General features: G+C 70.2%; 13 protein-coding genes. 8 read left to right on the plus strand and 5 right to left on the minus strand.

The genetic code is table 11. The features are described from left to right. Positions 1-76: 76 nt before the first annotated feature. The gene (locus tag ACFQRD_RS14045) at positions 77-1,249 is read left to right on the plus strand and encodes a Vms1/Ankzf1 family peptidyl-tRNA hydrolase (RefSeq protein WP_377019377.1); all 1,173 of its coding nucleotides are present in this window, start codon (positions 77-79) and stop codon (positions 1,247-1,249) included. Between the two features lie 86 nt (positions 1,250-1,335). Next, entirely contained in the window at positions 1,336-1,665 is a 330-nt protein-coding gene (locus ACFQRD_RS14050; RefSeq protein WP_377019378.1) for a plasmid stabilization protein, read from the plus strand. Between the two features lie 3 nt (positions 1,666-1,668). Here the strand turns inward: ACFQRD_RS14050 and ACFQRD_RS14055 are convergent, their stop codons facing one another. The 3 genes from ACFQRD_RS14055 to ACFQRD_RS14065 are packed head-to-tail and all read right to left on the minus strand — an operon-like array spanning position 1,669 to position 3,740. Further along, complete coding sequence (locus ACFQRD_RS14055; RefSeq protein WP_377019379.1) at positions 1,669-2,283, minus strand: endonuclease; 615 nt, start codon at positions 2,281-2,283, stop codon at positions 1,669-1,671. Positions 2,284-2,313: 30 nt separating this feature from the next. Further along, positions 2,314-3,096, minus strand: a complete 783-nt coding sequence (locus tag ACFQRD_RS14060; protein ID WP_377019380.1) for an SCO1664 family protein — start codon at positions 3,094-3,096, stop codon at positions 2,314-2,316. After that, positions 3,093-3,740: a histidine phosphatase family protein gene (locus ACFQRD_RS14065; protein ID WP_377019381.1), complete on the minus strand. Its 648-nt coding sequence runs from the start codon at positions 3,738-3,740 to the stop codon at positions 3,093-3,095. The genes ACFQRD_RS14060 and ACFQRD_RS14065 overlap by 4 nt, the downstream gene beginning before the upstream one ends. A 57-nt stretch (positions 3,741-3,797) precedes the next feature. Between ACFQRD_RS14065 and ACFQRD_RS14070 the strand changes: the two genes are divergently transcribed. The 4 genes from ACFQRD_RS14070 to ACFQRD_RS14085 all read left to right on the plus strand — a co-directional run bounded on the left by ACFQRD_RS14070 (position 3,798) and on the right by ACFQRD_RS14085 (position 10,361). After that, complete coding sequence (locus ACFQRD_RS14070) at positions 3,798-5,183, plus strand: sigma 54-interacting transcriptional regulator (RefSeq protein ID WP_377019382.1); 1,386 nt, start codon at positions 3,798-3,800, stop codon at positions 5,181-5,183. 31 nt (positions 5,184-5,214) lie between these two features. Then, on the plus strand, positions 5,215-7,209 hold the full coding sequence (locus tag ACFQRD_RS14075) for a VWA domain-containing protein (RefSeq protein WP_377019384.1): 1,995 nt from the start codon (positions 5,215-5,217) through the stop codon (positions 7,207-7,209). A 195-nt stretch (positions 7,210-7,404) separates the two neighbouring features. Beyond that, positions 7,405-8,775, plus strand: coding sequence for a TerC family protein (locus tag ACFQRD_RS14080; protein ID WP_377019385.1), 1,371 nt, complete (start codon positions 7,405-7,407; stop codon positions 8,773-8,775). A gap of 590 nt (positions 8,776-9,365) precedes the next feature. Next, complete coding sequence (locus ACFQRD_RS14085) at positions 9,366-10,361, plus strand: transglycosylase family protein (RefSeq protein WP_377019386.1); 996 nt, start codon at positions 9,366-9,368, stop codon at positions 10,359-10,361. A 149-nt stretch (positions 10,362-10,510) separates the two neighbouring features. On the opposite strand, the gene ACFQRD_RS14090 is transcribed toward ACFQRD_RS14085, so the two are convergent. Then, positions 10,511-11,554 carry an NAD(P)-dependent alcohol dehydrogenase gene (locus ACFQRD_RS14090; RefSeq protein ID WP_377019387.1) on the minus strand — a complete coding sequence of 348 codons (1,044 nt, stop codon included), beginning with the start codon at positions 11,552-11,554 and terminating at the stop codon, positions 10,511-10,513. A gap of 98 nt (positions 11,555-11,652) precedes the next feature. On the opposite strand from ACFQRD_RS14090, the gene ACFQRD_RS14095 reads away from it, so the two are divergent. Beyond that, the gene (locus ACFQRD_RS14095; protein ID WP_377019388.1) at positions 11,653-12,240 is read left to right on the plus strand and encodes a TetR family transcriptional regulator; all 588 of its coding nucleotides are present in this window, start codon (positions 11,653-11,655) and stop codon (positions 12,238-12,240) included. Between the two features lie 60 nt (positions 12,241-12,300). Then, complete coding sequence (locus tag ACFQRD_RS14100; RefSeq protein ID WP_377019390.1) at positions 12,301-14,145, plus strand: DNA/RNA non-specific endonuclease; 1,845 nt, start codon at positions 12,301-12,303, stop codon at positions 14,143-14,145. Between the two features lies 1 nt (position 14,146). Here ACFQRD_RS14100 and ACFQRD_RS14105 read toward each other — a convergent pair whose 3' ends face one another. Further along, entirely contained in the window at positions 14,147-14,512 is a 366-nt protein-coding gene (locus tag ACFQRD_RS14105) for a nuclear transport factor 2 family protein (RefSeq protein ID WP_377019391.1), read from the minus strand. Between the last annotated feature and the right edge of the window lie 64 nt (positions 14,513-14,576).

A 14,576-nucleotide genomic window follows, 5' to 3' on the forward strand; every position in this document is an offset into this window, starting at 1 on the left:
GTGGGACGACCCACGCGGTGCAACGAGGCCGAGCTGGGAGCTCGGTCCCCGCACGTCGAGCACGCAGGAGGTCACAGTGAAACTGCCCTGGCTCAAGCCGGCACTCGAACGGTCCGGTCCCTTCACCTCGGTCCACCTCGACACCACCAGGACGGATCCGCACTCCGCCGCCGAGCTCGAGACGCGCTGGTCGCAGATGCGCTCCTCGCTCGCGGCCGACGGCGCCCCGGACGACCTGCTGACACAGATCGAGGAGACGGTGCTCAGCCCGTCCCCGATCGGCGGCCGCCACGGCCGCACGATCATCGCCACCGACGACGAGATCCTCATCGACCGCGTCCTGCCCGTGCCGCCGCTGCAGGAGTCGGTGCACCGGGGCGAGTCGCCTCAGCTGCTGCCGCTGCTGCAACTGACGCCGTTCGCGGTCAGCCAGCTGCTGATCGTCGTGGATCGAGCGGGCGCTGATCTGCATCTGCGCGCCCCGGAGAACCCGTCGATCGCACAGGGGCCCAACGGGCTGGGCGCGGACGACACGGTCGAGGGCGGCCACGACGAGCTGCACAAGGCCAACCTCGGCGGCGGGACCCAGCACGGGTGGCGCGCCAACAACTACGAGGCCCGGGTCGAGGACTCCTGGGAGCGCAATGCCGACGCGGTCGCCGAGAAGGTCGACCGGATCGTGCGCGAGCACGACCCCGACATGGTGCTGCTCAGCGGCGACGTGCGCGCGATGAGCCTGTGCAAGGACGCCGTGGGCCGTGAGGTCCGGGAGCGGCTGCAGGAGGTCTCCGGCGGCACCCGCGGCGTGGCGCTGGAGCGCGACTCGTTCCGCGAGGTCGTCGCCCGCACCACCCGGGAGTTCATCGACGAGCGCCAGCGCGCGCTCTCGGAGCGGTTCCACGAGAGCCAGGCCCGCGACGGCGCCTCCGTCGGCGGTGCGCGCGAGGTGGGCCAGGCCCTGGACCGCGGTCAGGTCGAGGAGCTCATCTTCGTCTCCGGCACCGAGCCGGCCGGCATCGAGAGTCTGCTGCGCCGGGCCATCCTCACCGACGCCTCCGTCTCCGCGCTGGAGGCGGAGTTCGACGGGATCCCGGAAGGCGTCGGCGCCCTGCTGCGCTGGCGCGACGAGGCCACCCCGTCGAACCGGATCGGCAGCATGAGCGGAGACACCCAGCGCGAGGACGCGGTCGAGCCCGAGCGCGAGGAGCCCTCGCCGCGGGCCGAGGAGGAGGAGCAGCTGCGCAGCTGAGAACCGCTTGGTCCGGGCGCTCGACGCTCGGGGCGAGGACTTCCAGTATGGAGATGGACGAGTTTCCCTGAGGGAAGGAGCCGATCATGCCCGAGGCATGGAGCGAGAAGCGCGAACGGCAGTACGAGCACGTCAAGGACAGTGTGAAGGACCAGGGCCGCTCGGAGGACACGGCGGAGGAGATCGCCGCCCGCACGGTCAACAAGACGCGGGCCCAGGAAGGCGAGGCCGACGAGGCCTCGAAGACCTCCACCGCGGACAAGTCCCCGTCCGAGCGCGGCGGCGAGCGGTCCGGCCAGGGCCCCCAGGGCCGCACAAAGGACCAGCTGTACGAGGACGCCAAGCGCCAGGGCGTCGAGGGCCGCTCGAAGATGGACAAGGACGAGCTGGAGGACGCGGTCGAGGACCGCGAGTGATTCCTACCCCTCCAGCGCGACCCGCACCAGGGCCGCAGCCAGCCGGGGCCGGTCGCCGGGGTCGATGAGGGCGTCCAGTGCCGCAACGTCCTCGGGCAGCCCGGCGCGCCGGGCCCCGTCCAGTGCCTTGGCATCGAGGAACGGGCCCAGCTCCGGCCAGATGCCCTGCACCTCGCGGACGAAGATCGCAGCGCCCGTCGGCCCGATGCCCGGAAAGGCCTGCAGGAGATCCAGGACGCCCTCACGATCCTCGGCCTGCTCGCGGAGCCGGCGCAGGTCACCGCGGTACTCCTCGAGCAGCAGCTCGGCACCGTCCCCGAGCCGCGTCGCGGTGGACTCGTCATACCGGCGGTAGTGCCCACGACCGAGTGCGTCGACCCGTTGCTGCCAGCTCGCCTCACGCATCCGCTGCGGCGTGCGATACCCGGCGCGGGAGAGCTCGATCGCGGCGTCCACCGCGATGTCGGCGCTGATCCGGGTCGACAGCAGCGTGGACAGCACCAGCAGCCGGTACAGCGGCGAGGGCTTGTCCCGCAGCGTGATGCCCGCCTGCTGGGCATAGGTGGTCCCATACGTCTCCAGCAGCTCGGCGACGGTCTTCTCGTGCTCCCGTGCCATCCTTCGCTCCTCTCAGATCAGCGGCCAGGTTCAGATCAGCGGCCAGGGGAATCGCATCCCCGTCGGGTCCCCGGGCAGCTCGCCGACCGCGGTGAGCCAGCGGGCGCGTCCCTGCAGCGCTCGCACCTCCGCGGGCTCGAGCAGGTCCGCGACCTCTGCGGGCACCTCGTCGACGACATCCCACAACGACTCCAGAGTCTCGTCCTCCAACGCCTCCCCGGCGAAGTCCCAGATCACGGTGCGCAGCTTGAGATCCTCGGAGAAGCACAGCCCGTGGTCGATCGCCCACACCCGCCCGTCGGTCCCCCGCAGCACGTGACCCGCCTTGCGGTCCGCGTTGTTGGCGAGGATGTCGAAGACGGCCAGTCGCCGCAGCTGCTCCTGGACGTCCTCGCCTGCCCCGTCGGCCGAGGCCTCGAGCAGACCGAGCCCGAAGGGGTCGCCGAATCCCTCGAGCACGACAGGCAGAACGTGCCCCGTGCTGCGCGTGTACAGCGTGAAGTAGTGCTCGTCCGGGTCGTGGTGGCGGAACAGCTGGTAGGAGCCGACCCCGAAGGGTCCGTCCTCGCGGATGACCGTCGGCGGCACCAGGCCCCAGCCCAGATGCTGCGAGAGCAGGTAGGCGGCCCGCTCCCGCCGATACAGGCCGGGCGGGAAGTCGTGCAGGGGCCGCTCGCCCAGCTCGGGCTTGTACACGGCGTGCACGTCAGCGCAGGCTTCGCCCAGCCGCACCAGGAACGTCTCGTTGCTCGAGCCGACGATCCCGCCGAGCAGTTCGATCGGCTCCGTCTCGAGGGCGTGGAGCTCGTTCACTGCGCGGTGAGATCGGCCAGGGAACGAGTTCCGGAGTTGGTCAGCAGCACCACCGGGTCCCCGTGCTTCGGATACTCGATGGCCGAGACGGAGGCCGGGGAGACCGAGAGCCTCTGCATCGCATCCAGACCACCGGCGAGGGCGTGCGCGAGCAGACTGCGGATGGGATCGGCGTGGGAGAAGCACACCACCGTGCCGCCGGGGTGCTCAGTGCGCAGGCGCTCGACGAGCGAGACCATCCGGTTCTGCATGTCGGCGAAGCTCTCCCCGCCGGGAAAGGTGAACTGCGAGGGCGCGGACTGCACGGTGCGCCATTCGGGCAGCCGGGAGAGGTCGGCGAGCTTCTGCCCGGTCCACTCCCCGACGTCGCACTCCAGCAGCAGCTCCTCGTGCCTCAGGCTGAGCCCGGTGCGCTCGGCCGTGGGCGTCGCCGTCTCCACTGCCCGCTCCAACGGCGAGGTCAGCAGGGCGCTCAGCGGGCGATGCGCGTGGCGTTCGAGAAGCCGCTCGGCCACCTGCTCGGCCTGGGCGCGACCGGCGTCGGCCAGGTGCAGGCCGCTCGCCCGCCCGGGCAGCAGGGTGCCGGTGGTCGAGGTGGTCCCGTGACGCACCAGCAGGATCAGGGTGCCCGTGTGCTCGCTCATCGATCACAGAGTAGGCACGCCTCCCACACGAAGGACAGAGAGGTCTACCGTGTGGGTGTGAGCCAGAAGCCTGAGATTACCACCCTCGGCGAGCTGCGCGCCGCCGGATACACCCACCGCACCCTGCGCGAGGAGATGCGCGAGAACCTGCTGGCCGCCCTGGCCGAGGGCCGCTCCCCCTGGCCCGGCATGCACGGCTTCGAGCAGACCGTCATCCCGCAGCTCGAGCGTGCCATCATTGCCGGCCACGACGTGGTCCTGCTCGGTGAGCGCGGGCAGGGCAAGACCCGCCTGCTGCGCACCCTCGCGGGCCTGCTCGACGAATGGGTCCCCGCCGTCGGCGGCTCCGAGCTGCACGAGGACCCCTTCGACCCGATCACCGACGCGGCCCGTGAACGCCTCTCGGCCGAGGGCGAGACCCTGCCGATCGTCTGGCTGCACCGCAGCGAGCGGTACGTCGAGAAGCTCTCCACGCCCGACACCTCGGTGGCCGACATGATCGGTGACGTCGACCCGATGCGGGTCGCGGAGGGCCGCCGGCTGGGTGACCCCGAGACCATCCACTACGGGCTGGTCCCCCGCGCCAATCGCGGCATCGTGGCACTGAACGAGCTGCCCGACCTGGCCGAACGCATCCAGGTCGCGCTGCTGAACGTCATGGAGGAGCGCGACGTGCAGGTGCGCGGCTACGTGCTGCGGCTCCCGCTGGACGTGATGGTCGCCGCCTCGGCGAACCCGGAGGACTACACCAACCGCGGGCGGATCATCACCCCGCTGAAGGACCGATTCGGCGCCGAGATCCGCACCCACTACCCGCTCGAGATCGCCGACGAGATCGCCGTGACCCGCCAGGAGGCCGAGCTCGCCGCCGCGGTGCCCGACGTGCTGCTGGAGATCCTCGCCCGCTTCACCCGCAACCTGCGTGACTCCGCGGCCGTGAACCAGGCCTCCGGGGTCTCGGCCCGCTTCGCCATCGCCGCCGCGGAGACCGTCGCCGCGGCCGCCCTGCACCGCGCGACGGTGCGCGATGACGAGGCCGTGGCCCGGCCCGTCGACCTGGAGACGGCGATCGACGTTCTCGGCGGCAAGGTCGAGTTCGAATCCGGCGAGGAGGGGCGCGAACTCGAGATCCTCGAGCACCTGCTGCGCACCGCCACCGCCGAGACCGTCCGCGAGCACTTCCGCAACCTCGACCTGGGCCCGCTGGTGGAGGCCTTCGACGGGTCCCAGACCGTCACCACCGGCGACAAGGTGACGGCCACGGAATTCCTCGAGTCCCTGCCCGAGCTGTCCGCCCCGGAGGTGTACGACGAGATCGCCGAACGGCTCGGCGCGCACAGTCCCGGTGAGCGGGCCGGGGCGATCGAGCTGGCCCTGGAGGGCCTGTTCCTGGTCCGCCGCCTCTCCAAGGAGAGCGGGGCCGGGGAGACGGTCTACGGCTGAGTGCTCCTCGGCCGAGAAGGAGGATGACGCGATGCCCCGACCCCAGCGCCGCGCCCGCTACGGGCGGTTCACCGGAGGCCCCGATCCGCTCGCGCCCCCCGTCGACCTCGCCGAGGCCCTCGATGCCGTCTCCGAGGGGGTCATGGACGGCTATTCGCCCGAGAACGCCCTGCGGGAGTTCCTGCGCCGCGGCGGCCGCAGCCGTGAGGGACTCGACGAGCTCGCCGGCCGCGTCCAGCAGCGGCGGCGCGATCTGCTGAGCCGGCACCGCCTCGACGGCACGTTGCAGGAGGTCAAGAAGCTGCTGGACAAGGCGGTCCTCGCCGAGCGCGGGCAGCTGGCCCGAGACACCGAGATGGATCCCACCGACCGCACGCTGCGGGAGATGACGATCGATAACCTGCCGGCCTCCACGTCGGCCGCGGTCACCGAGCTCGCCGGCTACGACTGGGCCTCCACCGAGGGCCGGGAGACCTATCAGCAGATCCAGGAGCTGCTGGGCCGGGAGATGCTCGACCAGCGCTTCGCCGGGATGAAGCAGGCCCTCGAAGGAGCGACCGACGAGGACCGCGCGGCCATCACCGAGATGCTCCGGGACCTCGGCGACCTGTTGGAGAAGCACGCTCGCGGCGAGGACACCTCCCAGGATTTCGACGAGTTCATGGCCAAGCACGGGGATGCCTTCCCCGAGGACCCCCAGGACATCGACGAGCTGATCGACGTGCTGGCCCAGCGCTCGGCCGCCGCCGCGCGGATGCTCCGCTCGATGACGCCCGAGCAGCGCGAGGAACTGATGGCGCTGTCCGGCCAGGCCTTCGGGTCACCGGAGCTGATGGCGCAGCTGGCCCGCATGGACGGGGCTCTGCAGGCGCTGCGCCCGGGTGAGGACTGGACCGGTTCGGAGTCCTTCGACGGGGAGGAGGGGCTCGGTCTCGGCGAGGGTGCGGGCGTGATGCAGGACCTCGCCGATCTCGACAATCTCGCCGAACAGCTCTCGCAGTCCTATGCGGGCTCGAGTCTGTCGGATCTCGACATCGAAGCCCTGACCCGGCACCTGGGTCAGGACGCCGCGGTCTCGGCCCGCACGCTGCAGGAGCTCGAACAGGCCATGCGGGATTCCGGGTACCTCAGTCGCTCCGCCGACGGGACTCTGCGGCTCTCCCCCGCCGCGACGCGGAAGCTGGGCGCGTCCCTGCTGCGCGACACCGCGAGCAGACTCTCCTCCCGCACCGGGGCTCGCGAGACCCGCCAGGCCGGCGCGGCCGGCGAGCAGACCGGGGCCACGCGCCCGTGGCAGTTCGGCGATGCCGAGCCGTGGGACGTCGGCCGCTCCCTGACCAATGCGATCACCCGCACCGCCGGCGAGGGCGGCGACCCCGGTGCCGGGGTGCACCTGCAGGTCGAGGACATCGAGGTGCGGGAGACGGAGGCCCGCAGCCGGGCGGCCGTCGCACTGCTCGTGGACACCTCGTTCTCGATGGCGATGGAGGGCCGCTGGGTGCCGATGAAGCGCACCGCCCTGGCGCTGCACCACCTCATCAGCACCCGATTCCGGGGCGATGCGCTGCAGTTGGTCTCCTTCGGCCGCTACGCGCGCACCCGCGAGATCGGCGAGCTGCTGGCGCTCGAGGCGGTGCACGAGCAGGGCACCAACCTCCACCACGGGCTGATGCTCGCCGGACAGTTCTTCCGCAAGCACCCCGGCATGCAGCCCGTGCTGCTGGTGGTGACCGACGGCGAGCCCACCGCGCAGCTGCTTCCCGGCGGCGAGTCCTGGTTCTCCTACCCGCCCGAGGCCGAGACGATCACCGCCACCGTGGCGGAGCTGGACCGACTCGGCCGGGCCGGGGCCTCGACCACCTTCTTCCGGCTCGGGGACGACCCTGGCCTCACCAGGTTCCTGGCGGCGATGGCCCGACGCGTCGGCGGCACCGTCGTCGCCCCGGACCCCGAGGATCTCGGGGCGGCCGTGGTCGACGAGTTCCTCCACGCCCACCGGGACACCGGGCCTGACGACCTGCTCTGAGGTGCCCTTGCTCTCACCGTTCTCGCGGGCGTTCAGGGCTCCTGTGTAGACTCCGTGTCGGCAACGGGGGAGTATCCGCCACGCTGCGCACGTCATCACGAGAACTGACGAGGGTTCTCCGGGCGCAACGGCCCGCCGACAGGAATCGGCGGGTGGAGAGACCCGGGTCCATACAGCGACCCGGAAAGCAGGACCATGACTGTCTCCCCACTCATCTGGGCCCTCACGATCGCCGTGATCGTGGGCCTGTTGGCCTTCGACTACATCTTCCACGTGCGCAAGGCGCACATCCCCACGCTCCGCGAGGCCGCGGTCTGGTCGTCGATCTACATCGCGATCGCCGTCGTCTTCGGCCTGCTCGTACTGCTGTTCGGCGGCGGACAGGCAGGCGGCGAGTACTTCGCCGGCTACATCACCGAGAAGGCGCTCTCGGTCGACAACCTCTTCGTGTTCCTCGTGATCATGAGCAGCTTCCGCGTGCCGCGCGAGGACCAGCAGAAGGTGCTGCTGTTCGGCATCACCTTCGCGATCATCGCCCGCACCGGCCTGATCGCCGGCGGCGCCGCGATCATCGAGCACTTCGCCTGGGCGTTCTACTTCTTCGGCCTGATCCTCCTGCTGACCGCGGGCAACATGCTCAAGCCGGAGGACGAGGACAAGGACGACGCCAACAACTTCGTCGTCCGCCTCGCCAAGCGCGTGCTGCCGACCACCGACGTCTACGACGGCGACCGCCTGACCACGCAGGTGGACGGCAAGCGCGTGATGACCCCGATGCTGCTGGTCATGGTGGCCGTGGGCGGCACCGACGTGCTGTTCGCGCTCGACTCGATCCCGGCGATCTTCGGGCTGACTCAGAACACCTTCATCGTCTTCACCGCGACCGTGTTCTCGCTGCTGGGCCTGCGGCAGCTGTACTTCCTGCTCGACGGCCTGCTGGATCGCCTGGTCTACCTCTCCTACGGCCTGGCGGCGATCCTGGGCTTCATCGGCGTCAAGCTCATCCTCCACGCGCTGCATGAGAACGAGCTCGGCATCATCAATCACGGCGAGCCGGTCCCGGTTCCCGAGGTCACGACCTCGCTCTCCCTCGGGGTGATCATCACCGTCCTGACCCTCACGGTCATCGCGTCGCTGGTCTCGCGGCGCGGACGCGCACAGAACACCGTCTCCAGCGCCCGCCGCGACGCCGAAGCGTACGTGTCGATGACGTACACGTCCTTCGAGCAGGAGCGGGAGCGCGTGTACCGCCGCCTGATGGAGAACGAGGAGAAGCTGAAGAACCTGCCGGAGAAGTACCAGGACCTGGTGCACGAGGAGAAGTCCCTCAGCGAGCTGCTGGACGATGCCCACGCGATGGCCCAGAAGCGCTGGAGCGATCGTCAGGGCGGCACGCGCAGCGACGAGCACCCCGAAGGGCTGTCGACCATCGGGCCCGACGGCAAGGTCCGCAAGGACGCCGACGGGAACATCCTCGTCGAGGATCCTCGGGCAGGCTCCGCTCCGGCGGATCAGTCCCGAGACTCGGCCTCTCGTGAGGAGAACGACGGCCCCGAGGAGCGCTGACCTCCGCGCTTGATCTCCTAGGAACGTCGACCGGGGCCCCGTCGCATAGCGGCGGGGCCCGTCGACGTCCCCGGGTGATGAGGTGCCGCGACGCCGGTCTGATCCCGTCCCCTTCGCGTGACGTGCTCCACCGGGCCGGTCGGGGCTTTGATCGACACCGCCCGCTGACCGTTCCCGCCGCGCGATCCACCCGACCCGGAGCCCGACCGCCTGCGCCCTGCCACTCCGTGGCGGCGAGCTGGCCGCACCGCCGCGGTCCGGTGCGTCGGAAATGCGACGGTTCGCCATCGGAACCGGCCGCACACACCACCTTCACTAAGCCTCCTGGAGGCGCACGTCACTATCGTTGTTATAGCCCCGTGATCTGAGGAACAAAGGGCGCCTACATCACATGACGTGCGCGAACACGTGAGGGCATCTCCATTCATGCAGGTCACAGCACCGGCATCGCCGTCGCCGAATGTCATAGTCCTGAAACGCAAGAGTAAAAAAGCCGTCACCCCTCCCCCATCTCTCTTGCCTTCAGGGGGAGTGCGGGCCCTACCGTGGCCGACGTTCGAGATACGCGAGACATCCGAAAGGACGTGTTCATGCCGAAGCACAACACGCATGCCATGAGGACCCCGGCCCTGCGCCGTGGCCTGACCCGTACCGCCGTCACCCTCGCCGGTGGCGCAGTCGTCGCCACCGGCATGCTGGCCGGCGGCAGCGCAGCGAACGCCGCGGGCGGCTGGGACGACGTCGCGCAGTGCGAGTCCGGCGGCGACTGGTCCATCAACACCGGTAACGGCTACTACGGCGGCCTGCAGTTCAGCCAGCAGACCTGGGAAGGCTACGGCGGCACGCAGTACGCCCCCAGCGCCGATCAGGCCTCCAAGAGCGAGCAGATCGCCATCGGCGAGAAGGTCCTCGCGGGCCAGGGTGCCGGCGCATGGCCGAACTGCGGCGTGCACCTCAGCGGCGGCGCCGAGACCGGCGGTGCTCCCGCTGCGTCCGACGACGACGGCGAGGAGGAGAGCTCCCAGCAGGAGGACTCCCAGCAGCAGGAGTCGCAGGAGCAGGAGCAGGACTCCCAGGAGCAGCAGTCCGGCGAGCAGGAGCAGCGGGAGTCCCGCGAGGACGACAGCAGCAGCCGCGACGAGGACCGCAGCGAGCGCAAGGACGAGGAGGATTCCCAGCAGAAGCAGGAGGAGTCCGAGCAGTCCGAGTCCGAGGAGCAGCAGTCCGAGCAGGCTCAGGAGTCCGAGCAGCCGGAGCAGGCTGAGCAGCCGGAGAAGTCCGCCGGCGAGCCGGGCTCCAAGGCGACCGGTGACCTCTCCGTCGCCGGCACCCTCGAGGTCGACGGCAAGGTCGGCCCCAAGACCATCACCGCGCTCCAGGATTGGCTGGGCGTCGAGCAGACCGGTGAGATGGACGAGGAGACCACCCTCGCGCTCCAGGCGTGGGCCAACACCGAGCAGGACGGCGTGATCGGTGAGGACACCGTGGCCGGCCTGCAGCACGAGATCGGTGCCGCCCAGAACGGTTCCGACGAGATCGATGAGGACACCGCGGAGGTCCTGCAGACCTTCCTCAACCTCTACTGATCCTTCTGCGGCACGACGCCGCTGACGCGAGTTCACCGCGTATCCGACCGGCCGGGTCGTCTTCAGGGACGGCCCGGCCGTTCGTCGTCCTCGTCCGGGCATGCCCGGTGGCCCTGTTGCGGACGAACAGCCAGCAAACGGGATCCCCGTCATTCCCCGTCGAGGTCCGAGAGGTCCAGGACGAAGCGATAGCGCACGTCACCCTGTTCGAGCCGTTCCAACGCCTCGTTCACCCGCACTGAGGGCAGAAGCTCGATGTCGGCGACGACTCCGTGCTCGGTGCAGAACTTCAGCATCGCCGCCGTCTCGCGCCGGCCACCGCTGCCCGCCGAGGTGATGCGCTTGCGTCCGATGAGCAGCTCGGTGGTCTCCACGGTGAGAGGCCCGAGGTAGCCGACGTGAACGAGTGTTCCGTCCAGGGCGAGCAGCGCGAGGTAGGGCGAGAGTTCGTGCGCCACAGCCACGGTGTCGATGAGGACGTCGAACCGCGAGCGCGCCTCCGCCATTGCGGCTTCATCCGACGAGATCACCACGTCGACGGCGCCCAGGCGCCGGGCGTCCTCCGTCTTCGCTGCCGTGCGGCTGATGACGCTCACGTCGGCGCCCAGTGCGCGGGCGAGGCGCACTGCCAGGTGACCCAGCCCGCCCAGGCCGACCACTGCGACACGGACCCCCGGGCCGACCTCGAGGGCGCGCATCGGCTCCCAGACGGTGATCCCTGCGCACAGCAGTGGGGCAGCCGCCGCGGGGTCCAGCCCCTCGGGCAGGGGGTACGCGAAGTCCTCGCGGAGCACGTACTCGCGCGAATAGGCGCCCAGGGTCATCGCGCCGTCCCCGCGCTCTCGGCCGCCGTAGGTGAGCGTCGGGAACTCTCGGCAGAAGTTCTCCTGACCTGCTGTGCACATGTCGCACTCGAGGCAGGCGTCGACGATGTTGCCGACCGCGACCGCCTCGCCGACGGCACGATCCATCACCTGCGGGCCGACGGCCGTGACCACTCCGGTGAACTCGTGGCCCGGGACCAGCTGCTCCTCGGCGTGACCATGGGCGTGGACGGCGTGAAGGTCTGTGTGGCACACCCCGCAGTAGTCGACCCGGACTGCGATATCTCCTGGTCGCAGGTCGCGCCGTTCCAGGGTCGTGCGTCGCAGTCTGCCGGCCCCGTCGGCGGCCCATCCGTCGGTGGTTCTCATGTTTCTCTCCTCAGTTGCAAACAGACTGTTCGGTCTGCCGCAGCGTACGTCCACAGCGTGACAAAGTAAACCGACTGGTCTGTTGCTAGGCTGTCGTTATGACGACGAAGCATCTGACGCCGCGCGGCGCCGCCACTCGCGAGCGCATCGTGGAGGCCGCGACCCAGGAGTTCGCCCGGTACGGCATCGCCGGTGCCCGCATCGAGCGCATCGTCGAGACCGCACGCACGAACAAGGCACAGCTCTACGGCTACTTCGGGAACAAGGACGCACTCTTCGACGCGATCTTCCGCGACTCGTTGACGCACATCATGGACGCCGTCCCGCTCGAGGACTCGGACCTCGCGAACTGGGCGGTCCGCCTCTACGACGAGTATCTGCGCCGGCCGGACCTGATCCGTCTGGCCACCTGGGCCCGTCTGGAGCGCCGACCCGATGGCCACCTCGTCGAGGATGCCGAGCGCCTCGACGACCGCAAACTGGCCCACATCGCCCAGGGGCAGAACGACGGCTCTGTCCGCGACGGGGACCCGTTCGACGTGATGGCGCTGGTCATCGGCATGTCGATGGCATGGTCCCCGGTCAGCAACGTCTACGCCGCGACGGCCGACGAACCCGACGATGTCCATGCTGCCCGGCGCGCACTGCTGTACGACGCCGTTCGCGGAGCCGTCATGCGCCCGTGACGGACCGATCCTTCACGTCCCCGTCGCCCGCGCGTCACCCCCGCCTCCCACACTGGAGCCATGAGCGCGAGCACACAGGGACCTGGAGCGACCATCGAGCAGATGCGGACCTGGATCCGCCGCTGGGGCCGGCTCTATCTCGAGGACGGCAACGTCACCTCCCTCGGCATCGGCACCAAGGAGGTCGAGGGCGAGCGCACCGGCGAGGTATGCATCCAGTTCACCGTGCGGGCGAAGCTGGCGCCGGCTGAATTGGAGATGGCCCCCACCCGAGCTCTGCCCGAGGCCGTCGACATCGAGTCCGTCGAGGTGCCGACCGACGTGATCGAACGGGTCTACGTCCCCTCGTACCAGGTGGTGCCCGAGGCCTTCGACGAGGACCGCAAGGGACGCATGGACCCGTTGCGTCCCGGTGTCAGCATCTCGCACCCGACGGTCTCGGCGGGCACCGCGGGCGCCATCGTCCACGACCGGAGGACCGGAGCGCCGGTGGTCCTCTCGAACTGGCACGTGCTGCACGGTCCCGAGGGGACGATCGGGGACGAGGTGCTCCAACCCGGAACCCATGACGACAATTCCGGTGATCCGCGCAACGTCTTCGGCCGCCTGCTGCGGTCCCATCTCGGGGCGGCTGGCGACGCAGCCCTTGCCTCGCTCGACCAGCGCAGCAGCGACCCCTCGATCCTGGAACTCGACGTGGTGCCGGAGGAGATCGGCGATCCCGAGCTCGGCGATCGCGTGGTGAAGTCCGGCCGCACCACGGGCGTCAGCCACGGGGTCGTCGCGCGCATCCACACGATGGTCGCCCTCGACTACGGCGACGGCGCCGGTGAGCACAGCATCGGCGGCTTCGAGATCGAGCCGGATCCACGGCGCACCGGCCAGCAGACGGCGCTCAGCGACGGCGGGGACTCCGGGGCGGCGTGGATGCTGAAGGCCGGCAACGGCCACACCTCGTCGGTCCTCGGCGGGCTGCACTTCGCGGGCGCGGATTCGGCCGACGGGCAGGAACGTGCCCTGGCCTGCTATGCCTCGTCCGTCCGCACGGCACTGGGATTCTCCCTCTCCCCCGCCACCGCGCAGGCCGAGGCGGCCTCCCGGGCGAGCGCCCGCGGCTACGATCCCGACTTCCTCGCCGAGCCGGTGCCGTTCCCGGAGCTGGCGGCGGAGCATCGCGAGGATGCGGCCTGCGTCGACGGATCACCCGTGGTGCCGTACACGCATTTCTCGCTGGTCCAGTCGGCCTCCCGACGGTTCGCGCGGGTCGTCGCCTGGAACATCGACGGTGCACGCCTGCAACGGATCAGCCGGGACGGGATCGACTTCCGCCTCGATGACCGGCTCCCGGAGGACGCCCAGGCCGGCGAGGACCTGTACTGCGGCAACGGCCTCGATCGGGGGCACATCGCCCGCCGCGCCGATCTCACCTGGGGTGAGCGGGCCGAGGCCCGGCGCGCCAACGAGGACTCCTTCTGCTTCACCAACATCGCCCCGCAGATGGCGCGGTTCAACCAGTCCGGCCGCGGCGGTGTCTGGGGCGAGGTGGAGAACTCCCTGTTCGACCAGGTCGAGGTGCAGGATCTGCGGGTCAGCGTCGTCGGCGGCCCGGTCTTCGGCGAGCGGGACCGGGAGTACCGCGGCGTGCGCCTGCCCCAGGAGTTCTTCAAGGCCGCCTACTACATGGTCGACGACGAGCTGCGCGTGCAGGCCTTCCTGCTGGCGCAGGATCTCGGTGGGCTGGAGCGCCTGGACCTCTCCGCCTTCTCGACCTACCTGGTGGATCTCCAGGAGCTGACCTCGCGCACCGGACTGGCCTTCGCTCCGGCGGCTGCGGGGGCGCACGGGGCCCGCGCGGAGAAGCTGGAGCCGACGGTGCTGGAGTCCGCGGAGCAGATCCCGTGGTGACTCAGGTCTGCAGGTAGGTGCGGATCTCCCGGATGCGGGCCGTCCTGGCGGCGCCGGCGAAGCGGAAGACGTGGCAGAAGTCCGCGCGATCCTCACCGCGGATCAGGTAGCCGTCGCACGCGGCCCCTCGGCCGTGGTTGACGACGGTGAGGATCTCGCCGCGCTCGGCCTCGAAGGGAGGCGGCACGATCGCGGGTCCGCCGTGGGAGGCATCGGGTCCGTCGGCGCCGACGCGGACCCAGCGGGCATCGTCCGTGAGCCACTCGCGTATGGCGTCATGATCGCCCGAGGCCCAGGCCGCGGCGACGTCGGCCACGATCGCCATGCGCGGTGAGTTGCCGCAGTCCCCGGGCATCGTCATCTCCATGGCTCGCCACCCTACGGTTCGGGGCCCGGTTCGGAATACCCCTTGCGCTTGACGCGACGTCAAG

Origin of the sequence: Brachybacterium sp. GCM10030268 (genome assembly GCF_042666305.1) — a bacterium.
Taxonomy (GTDB): domain Bacteria; phylum Actinomycetota; class Actinomycetes; order Actinomycetales; family Dermabacteraceae; genus Brachybacterium.

Excerpts from the sequence above, each read along its gene's own strand:
- ACFQRD_RS14100 (WP_377019390.1), top strand. The coding sequence starts at position 12,301 with ATGAGCGCGAGCACACAGGGACCTGGAGCGACCATCGAGCAGATGCGG.
- ACFQRD_RS14075 (WP_377019384.1), top strand. The coding sequence starts at position 5,215 with ATGCCCCGACCCCAGCGCCGCGCCCGCTACGGGCGGTTCACCGGAGGC.
- ACFQRD_RS14050 (WP_377019378.1), top strand. The coding sequence starts at position 1,336 with ATGCCCGAGGCATGGAGCGAGAAGCGCGAACGGCAGTACGAGCACGTC.
- ACFQRD_RS14085 (WP_377019386.1), top strand. The coding sequence starts at position 9,366 with ATGCCGAAGCACAACACGCATGCCATGAGGACCCCGGCCCTGCGCCGT.
- ACFQRD_RS14065 (WP_377019381.1), bottom strand. The coding sequence starts at position 3,740 with ATGAGCGAGCACACGGGCACCCTGATCCTGCTGGTGCGTCACGGGACC.
- ACFQRD_RS14055 (WP_377019379.1), bottom strand. The coding sequence starts at position 2,283 with ATGGCACGGGAGCACGAGAAGACCGTCGCCGAGCTGCTGGAGACGTAT.
- ACFQRD_RS14080 (WP_377019385.1), top strand. The coding sequence starts at position 7,405 with ATGACTGTCTCCCCACTCATCTGGGCCCTCACGATCGCCGTGATCGTG.
- ACFQRD_RS14095 (WP_377019388.1), top strand. The coding sequence starts at position 11,653 with ATGACGACGAAGCATCTGACGCCGCGCGGCGCCGCCACTCGCGAGCGC.
- ACFQRD_RS14090 (WP_377019387.1), bottom strand. The coding sequence starts at position 11,554 with ATGAGAACCACCGACGGATGGGCCGCCGACGGGGCCGGCAGACTGCGA.
- ACFQRD_RS14105 (WP_377019391.1), bottom strand. The coding sequence starts at position 14,512 with ATGGAGATGACGATGCCCGGGGACTGCGGCAACTCACCGCGCATGGCG.